Source organism: Rhizobacter sp. P2_H3 (genome assembly GCF_056403355.1).
In genome coordinates this window covers 1-14,789 of sequence record NZ_JBFUFQ010000146.1, presented here as the reverse complement: position 1 = coordinate 14,789, position 14,789 = coordinate 1, and the positions used below count along the sequence as shown (strand labels likewise).

Annotated in this window: 16 protein-coding genes; 9 read left to right on the top strand and 7 right to left on the bottom strand. The window is 68.2% G+C overall.

Translation table 11 applies throughout. The annotated features are described in order from the left end of the window. Positions 1 to 184: 184 nt before the first annotated feature. From AC1D1T_RS22210 to AC1D1T_RS22200, 3 genes are read left to right on the top strand one after another with little or no spacing between them, the layout of a single operon-like run. On the top strand, positions 185 to 340 hold the full coding sequence (locus tag AC1D1T_RS22210) for a hypothetical protein (protein WP_477829208.1): 156 nt from the start codon (positions 185 to 187) through the stop codon (positions 338 to 340). A 35-nt stretch (positions 341 to 375) separates the two neighbouring features. Next, entirely contained in the window at positions 376 to 1,440 is a 1,065-nt protein-coding gene (locus AC1D1T_RS22205) for a sensor histidine kinase (protein ID WP_477841272.1), read from the top strand. Then, positions 1,437 to 2,270: a LytR/AlgR family response regulator transcription factor gene (locus AC1D1T_RS22200; RefSeq protein WP_477992497.1), complete on the top strand. Its 834-nt coding sequence runs from the start codon at positions 1,437 to 1,439 to the stop codon at positions 2,268 to 2,270. Before AC1D1T_RS22205 ends, AC1D1T_RS22200 begins: the two co-directional genes overlap by 4 nt. Here the strand turns inward: AC1D1T_RS22200 and AC1D1T_RS22195 are convergent, their stop codons facing one another. Both AC1D1T_RS22195 and AC1D1T_RS22190 read right to left on the bottom strand, forming a co-directional pair. Then, entirely contained in the window at positions 2,271 to 2,711 is a 441-nt protein-coding gene (locus AC1D1T_RS22195) for a hypothetical protein (protein ID WP_477827230.1), read from the bottom strand. Positions 2,712 to 2,851: 140 nt separating this feature from the next. After that, complete coding sequence (locus tag AC1D1T_RS22190) at positions 2,852 to 3,259, bottom strand: hypothetical protein (RefSeq protein WP_477827229.1); 408 nt, start codon at positions 3,257 to 3,259, stop codon at positions 2,852 to 2,854. A 206-nt stretch (positions 3,260 to 3,465) separates the two neighbouring features. Between AC1D1T_RS22190 and AC1D1T_RS22185 the strand changes: the two genes are divergently transcribed. Next, on the top strand, positions 3,466 to 5,283 hold the full coding sequence (locus tag AC1D1T_RS22185) for a glutamine--tRNA ligase/YqeY domain fusion protein (RefSeq protein WP_477992496.1): 1,818 nt from the start codon (positions 3,466 to 3,468) through the stop codon (positions 5,281 to 5,283). A gap of 3 nt (positions 5,284 to 5,286) precedes the next feature. On the opposite strand, the gene AC1D1T_RS22180 is transcribed toward AC1D1T_RS22185, so the two are convergent. Then, on the bottom strand, positions 5,287 to 6,759 hold the full coding sequence (locus AC1D1T_RS22180) for a M48 family metalloprotease (RefSeq protein WP_465114621.1): 1,473 nt from the start codon (positions 6,757 to 6,759) through the stop codon (positions 5,287 to 5,289). A 118-nt stretch (positions 6,760 to 6,877) separates the two neighbouring features. Here AC1D1T_RS22180 and AC1D1T_RS22175 point away from each other — a divergent pair, with 118 nt between their 5' ends. Continuing rightward, on the top strand, positions 6,878 to 7,375 hold the full coding sequence (locus AC1D1T_RS22175) for a DUF3016 domain-containing protein (protein ID WP_477827597.1): 498 nt from the start codon (positions 6,878 to 6,880) through the stop codon (positions 7,373 to 7,375). Positions 7,376 to 7,396: 21 nt separating this feature from the next. Here AC1D1T_RS22175 and AC1D1T_RS22170 read toward each other — a convergent pair whose 3' ends face one another. Further along, on the bottom strand, positions 7,397 to 8,455 hold the full coding sequence (locus AC1D1T_RS22170) for a hypothetical protein (RefSeq protein ID WP_477827596.1): 1,059 nt from the start codon (positions 8,453 to 8,455) through the stop codon (positions 7,397 to 7,399). A 257-nt stretch (positions 8,456 to 8,712) separates the two neighbouring features. Next, a complete protein-coding gene (locus AC1D1T_RS22165; RefSeq protein WP_047505575.1) occupies positions 8,713 to 8,937 on the bottom strand; it encodes a hypothetical protein in 225 nt (74 codons plus the stop codon). Positions 8,938 to 9,127: 190 nt separating this feature from the next. Here AC1D1T_RS22165 and AC1D1T_RS22160 point away from each other — a divergent pair, with 190 nt between their 5' ends. Next, positions 9,128 to 10,363: a YHYH protein gene (locus AC1D1T_RS22160; protein WP_477842720.1), complete on the top strand. Its 1,236-nt coding sequence runs from the start codon at positions 9,128 to 9,130 to the stop codon at positions 10,361 to 10,363. 26 nt (positions 10,364 to 10,389) lie between these two features. Further along, a complete protein-coding gene (locus AC1D1T_RS22155; protein WP_477992495.1) occupies positions 10,390 to 11,115 on the top strand; it encodes an SCO family protein in 726 nt (241 codons plus the stop codon). Here the strand turns inward: AC1D1T_RS22155 and AC1D1T_RS22150 are convergent. Next, positions 11,055 to 11,951, bottom strand: a complete 897-nt coding sequence (locus AC1D1T_RS22150) for a winged helix-turn-helix domain-containing protein (RefSeq protein WP_197066885.1) — start codon at positions 11,949 to 11,951, stop codon at positions 11,055 to 11,057. The two genes, AC1D1T_RS22155 and AC1D1T_RS22150, sit on opposite strands and share 61 nt — an antisense overlap. A gap of 25 nt (positions 11,952 to 11,976) precedes the next feature. Then, positions 11,977 to 12,420 carry a type IV pilin protein gene (locus tag AC1D1T_RS22145; protein ID WP_477826666.1) on the bottom strand — a complete coding sequence of 148 codons (444 nt, stop codon included), beginning with the start codon at positions 12,418 to 12,420 and terminating at the stop codon, positions 11,977 to 11,979. 252 nt (positions 12,421 to 12,672) lie between these two features. Between AC1D1T_RS22145 and AC1D1T_RS22140 the strand changes: the two genes are divergently transcribed. Both AC1D1T_RS22140 and AC1D1T_RS22135 read left to right on the top strand, forming a co-directional pair. Further along, positions 12,673 to 14,076, top strand: coding sequence for an ATP-binding protein (locus AC1D1T_RS22140; RefSeq protein ID WP_477826665.1), 1,404 nt, complete (start codon positions 12,673 to 12,675; stop codon positions 14,074 to 14,076). Positions 14,077 to 14,084: 8 nt separating this feature from the next. Then, positions 14,085 to 14,759, top strand: coding sequence for a response regulator (locus tag AC1D1T_RS22135; RefSeq protein ID WP_047505691.1), 675 nt, complete (start codon positions 14,085 to 14,087; stop codon positions 14,757 to 14,759). The last annotated feature ends 30 nt before the right edge of the window (positions 14,760 to 14,789 follow it).

Below are 14,789 nucleotides of genomic sequence, written 5' to 3'. Positions count from 1 at the left end.
GGGCGGCGCTGACTATACCGGCGGCCGCGGCCTCCCCCGCCCCGCCCTCGTCCCTCCCTCGTCCATTCACGCCGCGCGGCCGGCCGTTCGCGCCGGCAGGCGCCGCTTCGTCGCAGCGCGCTGGGCCGCGGCGGGCTGCGCCGGCACAGTGCGGCCATCGACCCACCCGCCACGGAGACACCCTATGTTCCTCGCCATCGTCCAACACGCCCCGCTGTGGGCCTGGGGCCTGCTCGCCGGCCTGGTCGCCCTCGGCCTGTGGCAGACGCTGCCGCGCCAGATGCTCAGCACGCAACCGGCCTTCGCGCGCGGGGTCGCGCTGGTCCATGGCGCCGCCTGAGCTTGAACCCGAATCGCCTGCCGCACAATCCGCCGATGCCGCCCCCGCTCGACAACACCGCCATCCGGCCGCACGATTTCCTGAAGCACGGCCTGATGGTCGTCGGCTTCAACAGCTTCATCGGCCTCGTGCTGGCCTTGAACCGGTCCGGCCCGTGGCAGGTGCAGATGATCTACTCGCAGGCGATCGGCCTGAGCATCTGGGCATTGATGGATTTCGGGCGGTTGGTCGTGAAGATCAATCCGCAGACCGGCTGGCCCGAAGGCTGGCGCCGGTTCGCGCTGCAGGGCGGCGCGATCTTCCTCGGCTACCTGGCCGGCAGCACGATCGGCGATGCGCTGAACGACCGGCCGCTGCTCGACATGTGGCGCATGGCGCCGCGCGCGATGCTGAGCTACCTGCTGATGTGCATCGCGGTCAGCGCGGCGATCTCGTTCTTCTTCTACGCCCGCGGCAAGGACCAGATGCGGCTGCGCCAGCTGGCCGCCGCGCAGCGCGATGCGGCCGAGAACCAGCTGAAGCTGCTCGAATCGCAGCTCGAGCCGCACATGCTGTTCAACACGCTGGCCAACCTGCGCGTGCTGATCGCGCTCGACCCGCCGCGCGCACAGACGATGCTCGACCAGTTGATCGCCTTCCTGCGCGCGACGCTGTCGGCCTCGCGGGCGACGCTGCATCCGCTGTCGGCCGAGTTCGCGCGGGTCGGCGACTACCTCGAGCTGATGAAGGTCCGCATGGGCGACCGGCTGCAGCCCGCGTTCGACCTGCCGCCCGAACTGGCCGCGCAGCCGGTGCCGCCGCTGTTGCTGCAGCCGCTGGTCGAGAACGCGATCAAGCACGGGCTGGAGCCGCACGTCGACGGCGGCCGGCTGCTCGTCGGCGCCCGGCGCGACGGCGACGCCCTCGTACTGACCGTGCGCGACACCGGCGCGGGCCTCTCCGCAACGCCGGCCGACGGCACGCATTTCGGCCTGGAGCACGTGCGCCAGCGCCTGGCCACGCTGTACGGCGAGGCCGCATCGCTGACGCTGGCAGGCGCGGCCGATGCCGATGGCGGCACGCTCGCCACCGTTCGACTGCCCTGGAGCCCGACCGCATGAACATCACCGGAATGCAGGCCACTGCGCTGATCGCCGAGGACGAGCCGCTGCTCGCCGCGAACCTGAAGGCCGAGCTGCGGGCGCTATGGCCGGCGTTGAACATCGTCGCCAGCGTCACGCATGGCGAAGCCGCGGTGCAGCAGGCGCTGGCGCTGCGGCCGCAACTGCTGTTCCTCGACATCCGCATGCCCGGCATGACCGGGCTGGAAGCCGCACAGGCCATCGCCGAAGACTGGCCGGACGACGGCAGGCCGCTGCCGGCGCTGGTGTTCGTGACGGCCTACGACGAGTACGCGCTGCAGGCCTTCGAGCAGRCCGCGGTCGACTATGTGCTGAAACCGGTGCAGCCGGCCCGCCTGGCGCAGACCTGCACGCGGGTGCAGGCCGTGCTGGCGCAGCGGGCCTCAGGCGGTGGCGGCGCGATCGACGCCGCGATCGACCAGCTGCGCCAGTTGCTCGGCAGCGGTGGGCCGACCGCACCTGCGGCGCCCACGACACCTGGCGCGCCGCTGACGGTGATCCAGGCCGCCGTCGGCAACGCGATCCACCTGGTGCCGGTGGTCGACGTGCTGTATTTCGAGGCGGCCGACAAGTACGTGCGGGTCGTCACGCTGGAGCGCGAGTACCTGGTGCGCATCTCGCTGCGCGAACTGTTGCCGCAGATCGACCTGCAGCGTTTCTGGCAGATCCACCGCGGCACCGTGGTGCGCTCGGACGCCATCGCCACCGCGCTGCGCGACGAGGCCGGCAAGGTCACGCTGACCCTGCGCGGCCACGCCGACCGGCTCGCGGTGAGCCGGCTCTACGCGCAGCTCTTCAAGCCGATGTGATCAGTGGCGGTGGCCGTCGCGGCCGTCGCGCCCACCGCGGTCGTCACGGCGACCGTCATGGTCGTGGTGGTCATGGCGCCCGTCCCAGCGCGGCACCACCACCGGCACCGGCCGCACCACCGGATACGTGTGATAGACCGGATAAGGGCGGTACACCGGGTAAGGACGATAGACCGGGCGCGGGCGATAGACCACCACCGGCGCGGGCTGCACGTAGACCGGTGCCGGCGCGTAGTAGGCCGGCTGCACGTAGACCGGCTCGGCGTAGACCGGTTGTGAATACGCGGGCTGCGAATACACCGGCCCGCTCGAGACGACGGTGGTCACCGGCGGCAGGTTGACGCCGATCGACCATTGCACATTGGCGGCATGCGCGCCTGCGGTGGCCAGCGCACCCACCAGGGCCAGCGCGGCGACGAACGGGGTCTTGCGATTCAACATCGTGAACTCCTGTGTTCCAGACACTGCGATCGCAGCGTCATGGGTCTACAACGTCACAACGTGTTCGCGCGAAGACCGGTTTCCGTGTCGATTGGTAAGCCGCAGGTTTCTGGAAGGTTAAGTTGGCCGCCAGACTCGCCTTACTGACGGGCGCGGTGCATCGCCAGTTCCAGCAGCGAGCGCAGGTCGCCGAGTTCGGTCAGCACCTCGAACGAGAAGCCGGCGCGGCCCGGCCGATCGCTCAGCAGCAGTTCGTCGAAATAGGCCGGCAGGCTGAGCGGCTTCTCCCACAAGGCGGCCAACCGATTGACGACGTGCGGGTGGCGCTGCGCCGTGCTCAGCGGCTGGTAGCGCGGCGGCAAGGATGCAAGCCATTCTTCGGCGATGCCACTGAGGCCGACATGCTGGGGCGCGCGCTTCGGTGGCGGCGGGCGGACCTGCAGGCCGAACGGCCCGTCCATCAGTGCCGATGGCGCGGTGGCCATCCAGCCGGTCTGGCTGGGCGTGAAATCGAAACCGGAGTTCACCGAACGGGGTGGTCTGTTCATGGCACCGATTGTTCGACTGCGTCCCGCCGCTGAAAAGGGCGCAGCGCCCCTCTGCTCGCGGGGGTGGATACAACCAGATACAAGACAGCGTGAGAATAATCACGACTTGCAGACGACCGGCGTGCATCCAGGGGCGGGAACTACAATGAATTCACGCTTCGCAGCCCTGCGCAGCGCCCCAACCCCTTGAATCCCCAGCCCATTTCATGAGCGACCCCCACAGCAAGGCATCGCCCGGCGAGTCCGCCGCCTCCGACGTTCGGCCGACCAATTTCCTGCGGCAGATCATCGAGCGCGACCTCGACCAGGGACGCTACGCGGGTCGCCATTTCGCTGGCTCCCCCGGTGACGCGGCCCATCAGGCCGGCGGGCCGCTCGACGCGGCGCGCATCCGCACCCGCTTCCCGCCCGAGCCGAACGGCTACCTGCACGTCGGCCACGCGAAGAGCATCTGGCTGAACTTCGGGCTGGCGCGCGACTTCGGCGGCGTGTGCCACCTGCGCTTCGACGACACCAACCCCGAGAAGGAAGAGCAGGAGTACGTCGACGCGATCATCGAGCTGGTGAAGTGGCTGGGCTTCGACTGGCGCAGCGACGTGAACGGCGCGCCGGTCGACCACCTTTTCTACGCGAGCAACTACTTCGAGTTCATGTACCGCGCGGCCGAGGCGCTGATCGGCGCCGGCCACGCGTATGTCGAYGAGCAGAGCGCCGACGCGATGAAGGCCACGCGCGGCGACTTCAACACGCCCGGCACCGACAGCCCGTTCCGCAGCCGCACGCCGGCCGAGAACCTGGCGCGCTTCCGCGAGATGCGCGACGGCAAGCTGGCCGATGGCGCCGCGGTGCTGCGCGCGAAGATCGACATGGCGTCGCCGAACATCAACCTGCGCGACCCGGCGCTCTACCGCATCAAGCGCGCGACACACCACAACACCGGCGACACCTGGTGCATCTACCCGATGTACACCTATGCGCACCCGATCGAGGACGCGCTCGAGCAGATCACGCACAGCATCTGCACGCTGGAGTTCGAGGACCAGCGCCCGTTCTACGACTGGCTGCTCGACACGCTGTGCGGCCTGGGCCTGCTCGCGCAGCCGCGTCCGCACCAGCATGAGTTCGCTCGGCTGAACCTGACCTACGTGATCACCAGCAAGCGCAAGCTGAAGCAGCTGGTCGACGAGAAGCACGTCGACGGCTGGGACGACCCGCGCATGCCGACGCTGGCCGGCCTGCGCCGCCGCGGCTACACGCCGGCGGCGATCCAGCTGTTCTGCGAACGCATCGGCGTGACGCGCGACTACAGCTGGATCGACTACGGCACGCTCGAGGGCGCGCTGCGCGACGACCTGGAAGGCAAGGCGGCGCGCGCGATGACGGTGATCGATCCGGTGAAGCTGAAGCTCGTCAACTGGGCCGAGGTGTTCGGCAGCGCCGCGCACATCGAGCCCTGCCACGCACCGGCGCACCCGCACGTGCCCGAGCTCGGCCAGCGCGAATTCGGCCTCGGCCCCGAGCTGTGGATCGAGCGCGACGACTACGCCGAGACGCCGCCGAAGGGCTTCTTCCGGCTGTTCCCCGGCAACAAGGTGCGGCTGAAGTACGGCGTCATCGTCGAGTGCGTCGGCAGCGAGACCGGTGCGAACGGCGAACCGGTCGTGCTGGCGAAGGTGATCCCCGACACGAAGAGCGGCACGCCCGGGGCCGACGCGGTGAAGGTCAAGGGCACGATCACGTGGGTCGGCRTGCACGACGGCGTTCCGGCCGAGTTGCGGATCTACGACCGGCTGTTCACCGAGGCGCAACCCGATGCGGGCGGCCGCGACTACCTGACGGTGCTGAACCCGGGCAGCAAGAAGGTCGTGCAGGGCTTCGTCGAGCCGTCACTCGCGAAGGCCCAGCCGGACGACAAGTTCCAGTTCGAGCGGCATGGGTACTTCGTGGCCGACCGCATCGATTCGAAGCCGGGCAAGCTGGTCTTCAACCGCATCACCAGCCTCAAGGACAGCTGGGGAAAATGAGCGTCACTCGACGACCTTGACCCGCTGCCCCACGGCCGGGTCCTTGCCGCCGCCGTAGACGCCGTTGATCAGCTTCAGCTGCGCCTCGGCCTGCGGCAGCGGTGACTGCTTCGCCAGTTCGGCGAAGCCACCGCGCGGGAACGGCACCGACTTCAGCGTCCACGGCTTCGCCACGCTGCGATCGGCCGCGGTCAGTGCGCGGAACGAGCCTTCAGCCTCCTTCAGCCCGGCCGCGTTGCGCTGCAGCGCGGCGGCATCCTTCGACGCCTGCAGCAACACGAAGCGGTTGTTCTGCGGACCGTCCACCACCGTCGCGACGACGGCGCGCGCCTGGCCCTGCTTCGTCGTCGCGGTGCCGGTGAAGCGGCTCGCCTTCAGGCCGTTCAGCTCGAGCTTGTCGAACTTGCCCTGCGTCGGCTTGAAGACGCTGCGAACGATCTCCTCATGCGTGCTGCCGGCCTTGGCGGGCGCCAGCATCACCACCAGCCCGGCATCGCCCGCGGCATTGACGAGCGTGATGTCCTCGGCCGAGTTCTGCACCTTCCAGCCCTCGGGCGCCTTCAGCGCGATACCCAGCGGCTCATGGTAGAAGCCGCGCCCGCGCGTCACGCCCTGTGCGCGGCTCTCGCCGAACGGCAGCCCGGCGATCGTCTGCAGGTAGCGATCGCGGCCCTCGTCGACATAGTCGGCGTCCTTCGCATAGCCGTCGGCGATCGTCGTGATGTCGCGCAGGCGCTGGTCGTTGCTCGGGTGCGAGGCCAGCCAGTCGTTGCCGCCGGAGGCGCTGCGGCCCTCGGCCTTCGCGGTGTCGGCCGCGAACTGCTCCTGGCGCTTCAGCACCTGGATCACCTCGACCATCTTCTTCGGGTCGTAGCGGTTGCGCACCAGGTACTCGGCGCCGAGCTGGTCGGCCTGCGACTCCTGGTCGCGGCTGTACGAGGCGATGTAGCCGGCCGCGACGCTCTGCGACACCTGGTTCGCCACGTCGCCGATGCCCAGCACCGCGCCGAGCACGGTGGCCGCGACCACGCCGATGCCGGCGGTCTGCTGGCGCGTGGCGCGCTGCGCGCCATGGCGGGCCGTCACGTGGCCGATCTCATGGCCCATCACGCCGGCCAGGTCGCCCTCGCTCTCCATGTAGGCCATGATGCCGCGCGTCACGTAGACGTAGCCGCCCGGCAGCGCGAAGGCATTGACCTCGGGGCTGTCGAGCACGGTGAAGGTCCATTGCAGCTGCGCCCGGTGCGACTGCTTCGCCAGGCGCTGGCCGAGGTCGTTCACGTAGGCCTGCACCGGTGCGCTGTCGAGCACGGTGTATTCCTTCAACACCTCCTGGTGCGCCTTCTTGCCCTCGGCGATCTCGGACGGCTCGTCCATCACCGTGCGTTCGCTGCGGCCCGTCACCGGATTGACGACGGAGGCGCAGGCGCCCAGCAGCGACGTGGCCAGCAACAAGGGGATCAGCAGACGACGCATGGCAGAGACCTTTCCGGGAGTGCGGGCGGATGGTAGCCGCTGGGAGGAGCCGTCGGGCACGCTTGCACGCCCACGAACGGCAGCGTACCGTTGCGAGTCAGGCTTCAGGAGTTTCACGATGCGCTTCGGATCGATCATCGGATGGGCCGCGCTCGCGGCGTGCGTGGCCGAACCGGCCCTGGCTGCAGGTTCGGCCGAGGTCGGCTACCAGCAGCCGGAACGCTTCGTCGACGCCGGCGATACGCCGCGCGAACGTGACGCCAACCTGCGCCTGCTGGCCGACCAGCTGCAGTCGCTCGCGGCGCAGAACCTGCCGGCCGGCCAATCGCTGCAGGTCGAGTTGCTCGACGTGGACCTGGCCGGCTACGTGCGGCACAGCTCGCGCGGCGACCTGCGGGTGGTCCGCGACAACCACGACAGCGCGCGCATCTGGCTGCGCTACACGCTGGTGTCCGGCGGCCAGACGCTGCGTTCCGGCGACGCCGCGTTGAGCGACCTGGCCTCGCGGAGATCCGCCGGGCTGGACACCGCCCGGGGTCCGCTCGGCCGCGAAAAGACCCTGCTGGCAGATTGGTTCACGAAGGAATTCGGCACCGCCCGCGCGGCAACGAACTGAGCCAGAAGCCTCGCGGCGGCGTCACAACCGCGGCTGCGTGGTCGGCCAGTCGTCGTGACGGTCGGACTGGCTGTCGCCCGCCACCAGCGTGTTGCCCATGCCGAGCAGTTCGCGCGCCTGCTGCAGGCTGATCAGCTCGTCGCGCGACATGCGCGCATGGCTGTTGTGGCGCTCGATCTCCCACACCAGCTCGATCAGGTCGCGCTGGGTCTGCGCCGAACGCACCTTGCCGTGGGTCAGCGCGGCGAACAGCGGCGCATCGATGCGCAAGGTGTCGAGCAGCAGCTCGCGCACCTGGGCGATCAGTTGCTGTTCCGATGACGGTTTCTCGATTTTTGGCGTCACCGGCGGCAAGTCTGCGACAGCTTTGGCACGCCCGCGGCCCAACGCCTTGTTCAGCACGGCCGTCACGCCGCCCGCCGCAGCGCGGGCGCCTGATTTCTTCGCCGGCTTCGTTGCCACGGCCGGCACGGGCGCGACCCAGACGGCCTCCCTGGGTTCCTCGACAAGCGGGATGGTGTCGGACCACGGCACGGCCGTCTCCACCAGTTGCACCGGTGGTGCGGGTTCGGGCTCGACCCGGCGCGCCCGTGGCACAGAGGGCTCCAGTGCGATCGGTTCGTCGACCGGCGCGTGCATCGATGGCGGCGCCACCGCTTGTGGCGGAATCATCGAGGTGGACGACAGGTGGGCCGCGTCGATCGGTGCCGCGTCGGCATGCTCGTCGATCGTGAGCGGCGTGATGACGGGGACGATCGGTTCAGGCTCGGGTTGGTGCGGTGTCGGCACGTCCAGGGCCACGCTCGTGAGCTTGGGGGCATCGAGCGCACCGGAGCCGCTGTCGATCGCCTCCGACACCACCTGTTCGGCAGGAATCTCGACCAGCCCCAGCCGCACCAGTTCCTCGAAATGCACGGTCTGCGCGCCGGCCTGGTGCGCCAGGCTCAGCACCTCGGCCAGCGTGCGCCGGCCGTCCACCAGGAACAGCACCGTGCGGTGCCGCTGACCGAGCCGCTGCGTGCGGGTGCGCAGCTCGTCATGGCCGCGCGAGGTCTTGGTGGGAACGGAGGGCACGGTCATCGGGGATCATGGGTCGAAGGCACCATTGTGGCGCGAGAACTGGTAACCGTCAGTGGTCACTTCGCTCGCGTGCACAGGCGGGTTGAAGGCCGGATCGAACGGCACTCGCCCCTGTCATCGGCCTTGCAGCGCCGGCCTGTAGGGCGCGGCGGCCCGGGGTCACACCCGGTTTCAACTCAGTCGACGCCGGGCCGCCCCAAGGGGGCTGAGCGCCCCCCTCGGGGGGCAGGAGCGAAGCGACGTGGGGGTGGTCATCTTCAAAAGCGGCTGCGCGCCTTGCGCTTGTCGAGCTCGAGCAGCTGGTTCTTGATCAACGCCTGCAGCACGCGCAGGTTCGCCTCGGTCAGGCTGATGACGCTGGACGGCTCGTCGTCGTGGTTGGTCACCGTCTGCACCAGCGCATCGACCTTCAGATGCACCATGCCGTGAACGTCGTGGGCCATGGATTTCACGCGCTGGATTTCGATGTTGTGGGTCTTCATGAACGCTCTCCGCAGGCCCGCTTGCCGGGCCAAGGGCGGCAGCGTACCGCAGACGGGGCCCTCCCCGCAGGGACTGGCTACAAAGATGCAGAAAGTGTGCAGACAACGCTCTCTCTTGCTCCACAAAGTAGCTCTACCGTCCACGGTGCGTTTTATCCGACGTCCGTGCAACCGCCTTCTGGAGCCACCCGTGACCCAAGCCCCTTCGCGTGCAGTTCAACTCCTCCGATCCCTGCTGCAGGTCGGGCCGCTGCTGATGCTCGCCGCGTGCGGCGGCAACGGATCGTCCTCGTCGACAAGCACGACGAGCACCACGACCACGACGGCGCCCGGCACGCCGACGCTGGATTCGGCCACCGCCGGCGACGCTCAGGCCGTCCTCGCCTTCACGGCATCGACCAGCGGTGGCACGGCCACAAGCTACACCGGCAGCTGCGCAGCCACTGGTGCCACGACCCGATCGGCCACGGGCACCAGCAGCCCGATCACCGTCACCACGTTGACGAACACGACCACCTACTCCTGCACCGTGACGGCAACCAACTCCGCGGGGTCGGCAACGTCGACCGCCAGGAGTGTGACGCCGGCCGCGACGCCTTCGGGAGGGGGCACGTCGACGACCGTCGATACCACGGCGCTGCCTGTCGGCACCAGCAAGATCATCAACACGGTCCCGACCGCTGTCGGCTACCTCTACGCCTGCAGCGGCACGACGGACCCGAACAACCCGGGCAACACGGCGCAAGGCTGGATCAGCAGCGACGGAACGACCTGGAACCTGCAGACCAAGTCGATCTACGCGGTGACCGGTGCCGTCTCATGGGCATCGACGTTCACGAACACGATCGCCAATGCCTTCCGCAAACTGGACGGGAATGGCCTGCCCAGCCACACCACCGGGATCTACAAGATCACGAATGAAACGAGCCCGCTGGCCTATCAATACGACCAGAACCCCAACTCCATCAAGCCGAACACCGTCGCCTGGTCCGGGCTGAGCACCAATCCGACAGTCAATGCAACGCCTACCTGCCTGGGTGGCGGAGCCGTCGGCATCTTCCTGACCGGAGCGCGCATGTTCGCCGCGTTCGATGCCAAGGGCCGCGATGCGAGGGCTTGGGAGGTCACCGATGCTTGCGAAGGCCACCCCCAGCAAACGGGTATGTACCACTATCACAGCCTGCCGAAGTGCGGCCTGACCGCCGATGTCGCGGGCCAGCATTCGGCCGTGATCGGCTACGCGGCCGACGGCTTCGCAATCTACGGACCACAGGGCGACGGAGGAACGACCATCGCCAACAAGGATCTCGACATCTGCCACGGCCACACCGACACCTCGGTGACGCAGTACCACTACCACACGACGGAAACCTTCCCGTACACGATCGGCTGCTACCGCGGCACGCCGATCACGAGCCACAACTGATCCGGCGCTGCAAGCCCTCACCCATGATGCGCCGCGCCGCGCTCCTGTGCCTCGGCCTCGCCGTCATGACGGCGGGGGTTTCCGCCTGGTCCCTGTGGGCCGATTGGCGTCGGCCCGATTCGATCCTCGCGCACGACACGCTGCCCTTCTATGCGTCGGCCGACATGAGGCCTCGCTGGGATCGCATCTCGTCGGTACTGCGGGTTGGCGCCTTCGAATTCACGAATCACCGCAAGGCAAGCGTCGACAGCCGCCTGCTCGACAACGGCCCGACCGTCGTCAACCTGTTCTTCGCCGGCTGCGTGTCGGTGTGCCCGGTGTCGATGGACCTGCTGCGAACGCTGCAGGCCAGCTTCGGCAGCCAGGCGCCGCAGTTCGTGTCGCTGACGGTGTCACCGCTGACTGACGACGTGCGCGCGCTGGACGACTATGCCGCCAAGTTCGGACTGCCCAAGGACTGGATCCTGCTGACCGGCGAGCCCCGGCATGTGGAAGCGTGGGCGCGCCACAGCCTCTACTCCGACATCACGACACTCGGTGCGGACGGCTTGCCGCCTCACACCGAACGCGCTTTTCTCGTCGACCGCCGACACCGCATCCGCGGCATCTACGACGCGCGCTCGCCGCACGAGATGGTGCGGCTGCGCAGCGACATCGGCCAGCTCAGGCGGGAAGAGGCCCTCGTCGAGGGTCAGTCGGCCGCAGTCTCGTCCTCTTCGCCACCCGAGGACCCCACGGTCGTGATGCGGTAGCCCTTGCCGCGGATGGCCACGATCCGGACCGCATCGGCCCCGACTTCACGCAGGCGCTGGCGCAACCGCGACACATGCGCATCGACGACGCGCGAGCCGCCGATGCGGCCCACCTTGGTGGCGGGGATCACGGATTCGATGTCGGCCCGACTGACCGGATGCGGCGCGCGATCGAGCAACAACTTCAGCGTGTACAACGATGAGATTCCCAGCGAGAACGGCACGCCCCGCACACTGCAGGTCAGGCTCGCCGTGTCCACCGCCAGCTCGGTGTCGCCCAGCGCATCGTCAACGCGAACGGCACGGTCCTTCTGGATCCGCTGCCCCGCGTGACGGATCAGCACTGCGAGGGCCTCCTCATGCGCCAGGTCGCCCCAGACGTGATCGAAGCCGAGTTCCAGCGCGAGCAGGTGCACCAGGCTGCCGAATGCCGGCCCGTACAACGCAACCGACAGCACACCCGCCTCACGCAAGGTTTCGAGCATGGCGCCGAGCGGCACATCGAGGCCGTTGGCCGCAACGATCGCCATCCGGGCCGCCCCGATGCGGGGGCCTCGCACGATCACATCGGCCACCGAAGCCACGATGCAAGCTCGGCCCAGGTTGGCACAGACCCGGCGAAGGAGCGTCCGGTGCCGTTCGTCCTGTGCCACGACGTACACGGTGTCTGCAGGCGCCGGCATGTCTGCCGCACTCTCCGCCGCGCCGGTTTCCGCCACGGCGGCGCTGTTTGCAGCGGTGCCTGTCGACTCACCTGCAGGCCTCGTGCAGGCGAGGCTCAAGAGAAGCGGAGGCTCGTCAATGCGCTTGTGCAAGATATCCACGGTATTGGTCATGAAGACTCGATCGATGGCGGCAATCTCATGCCCCGCAGGAACGACCTTCCAGCGACCAGCACGGCAACGCCCCGTTGGCTGCGTTGTTCGCGTTGGGATGGGAGATCGTCCGTTGGCGCCCCTGTTCGTCGGTGCGGTACTGGTAGCCCGCCATCGGCCCATGGCCGATGGCATCGAGCGTGTAGCCGCTTCCGTCATCACTGAGTGAGCAATGCACCGAAAAATGTTCCACCTGGGCATCCGGGACCGCACATTTCCCGGACGCGCCATAGCGGTGGTCACGCTGGAACGACTTTTCCAGCTTGATGCCGACGACCGACATCTCCCTCAGCGCAGGAACGGTGCGCGAGTTCTGCACCTGCGCGTTGAAGCCGGGCAGCGCCACCGCCATCGTCGTCAACGCCACAGCGAGGACAACGCTCAGCTCGACAAGGGTGAAGCCGCGGAAAGCCGTATGAGTAGAAGCCATGGTTGCAATTTGTTGCGAGTCGGTGGGGTCGAATCATCGGGGTAACAGAATGCGTACGCCACCCAGAAGTGCTCATTTCGAGGCCCGCAAATGTCAACGATTGCGAACCCTCGTTGCCAAGCTGCCATCTCTGCACCGAGCATGCACATACCTGCGCTTTGGACCCTGTCATCGCGCCGGCCGGTGCCGACAACACCGTCATCAACCTCACCATCGACGAATCCAGCGATGCGCTTGCGAATGGTTCATCAATTGGCCCTGCTGCTGCTGGCAACGGTCAGCCTGTCCGTGCTGTGYGTCATCGTCGGCGCGCTGCTCGGCATGCGTGGCGGGGTCTCCGGCTACGTGCACGCCCGCGAGTCGCAACGGCTGAATCGTTTCGCGATCTATGTCGGCGAGCAGGCCGGTGCCCGCGGCGGATTGCCGGCGGTCGTTTCCGATGTCGGTGACATGCGCGAACTGGTCGAGGGATTTCTCGCCCGCGAAGGTGACCCGCAGGAGCGCGGCAGCGGTGTGCAGGCGAGCCGGGTCCGGCAATCGGGGTTCGCGGGTCGCATCCGCATCCTGGATGCGGGCGGCACGCGGCTCGCAGGCAGTCCCGCGGAGCCGGACGGCCGCACGCTGGACCGCGAGATCCTCGTCAACGGCCGATCGGTGGGCACCGCCTTGCTGGATCTCGGCGACGGCCTCCATGAGTCGGACGCCGCGTTCCTGCGCGGCCAGTACCTGGGTATCGCGATGGCAGGCTTCGCATCGCTTGCCGTGTCGATGGCCCTGGCCGTGCAGGTAGCCCACCGATGGAGCCGGCCGCTGGGTGCGCTGCAGGAGGTGACACGCAAGCTCGCCGCCGGCCAGTTCGAGCCCGCCGAAGCGGCATTCGACGGGCCGCAGGAGATGCTGCAGTTGTCGCACGACGTGTCGTCGATGGCGGACTCGCTGCGCCGGCTCGAACTGACCCGCCGCAAATGGATGGCGCAGATCTCCCATGAGTTGCGCACGCCGCTGTCGGTGCTGCAAGGCGAGATCGAATCGGTGGAAGACGGCGCCCGCGAACCCAACCACGCCCTCGTGATGAACCTCGGCGAGGAAATCCGCCACATGGTGCGCATCGTGGACGACCTGCACCTGCTCGCGGTCGCAGACCTCGGCAGCCTGCCATCCCACATGGTCGATCTCGATCCACTGGCCACGCTGGAATACATCACCACGAAACTCGTTCGCCACCCGTCACTGGACGGCCTGCAGGTCGAGGTGCTGCCGCCCGCTTCGCACATCCTGCGTGCCTCGTGGGATCCGGTGCGCATCGAGCAGGTGCTGCGCAATCTGTTGACCAACAGCGGCCGCTACACCTCCCGCCCCGGACGCGTGCGCGTGTGCTGGGGCGTGCGCGAGGACAGCCACAACCTGTGGCTTCGCGTCGAAGACTCGGCACCGGGCGTAGCCTCTGCCGACCTGCCCCAGATCTTCGAGCCGCTGTTCCGGGCCGACCGGTCTCGCCAACGCGGCGGAACGGGCAGCGGATTGGGCCTGGCCATCGTGCGCGCCATCGTGATCGCCCACGGCGGCACCGTCGATGCCAGCCCGTCTCCATGGGGTGGCCTGGCCATGCAACTCGTGCTTCCGGTGAAGTCGCACCAGCAAGGAGCAACCGAGTGAGCACATCGATGGACACCACCCCGATCCTCATCGCCGAGGACGACGTGAAGATCGCCGACATGCTCGGCAACTACCTGCGCGCGCAGGGCTGGCAGACGCTGGTGGTCCACAACGGCATCGCGGCGGTGAACGAGGTGCGCATGCAGCGCGCGTCGATCATGCTGCTCGATCTGATGCTGCCCGGGCTCGACGGCCTCGAGGTGTGCCGCTCGATCCGCGAATTCTCCTCGGTGCCGATCATCATGCTGACGGCGCGCATCGACGAAGTCGACCGGTTGCTCGGCCTCGAGGCCGGCGCGGACGACTATGTCTGCAAGCCGTTCAGCCCGCGCGAGGTCGCGGCGCGCGTGAAGGCGCAGTGGCGCCGCGTCACCGGCCAGTTCCGCACCATGTCGCACGGCGGCTTCGACGTCAACGAAGCGGCACAACGCATCCTGTGGCAAGGCCGCGCGCTCGACCTGACGACCTCCGAGTACCGCATCCTGCGCGCGCTGCTCGTGCGCGCCGGCGCCATCCTGTCTCGCGCCCAGCTGCTCGACGCGGTGCGACAGGATTTTCGCGACACGGCCGACCGCACCGTCGACAGCCACATCCGCAACCTGCGGCGCAAACTCGAGGATGTCCGGCCCCAAGGCTCCGGAATCATCGCGGTGTACGGCGTCGGCTACCGCTTCGACCCCTGAGGCGTCAACCCTGTTTGCCCTGTCACAACC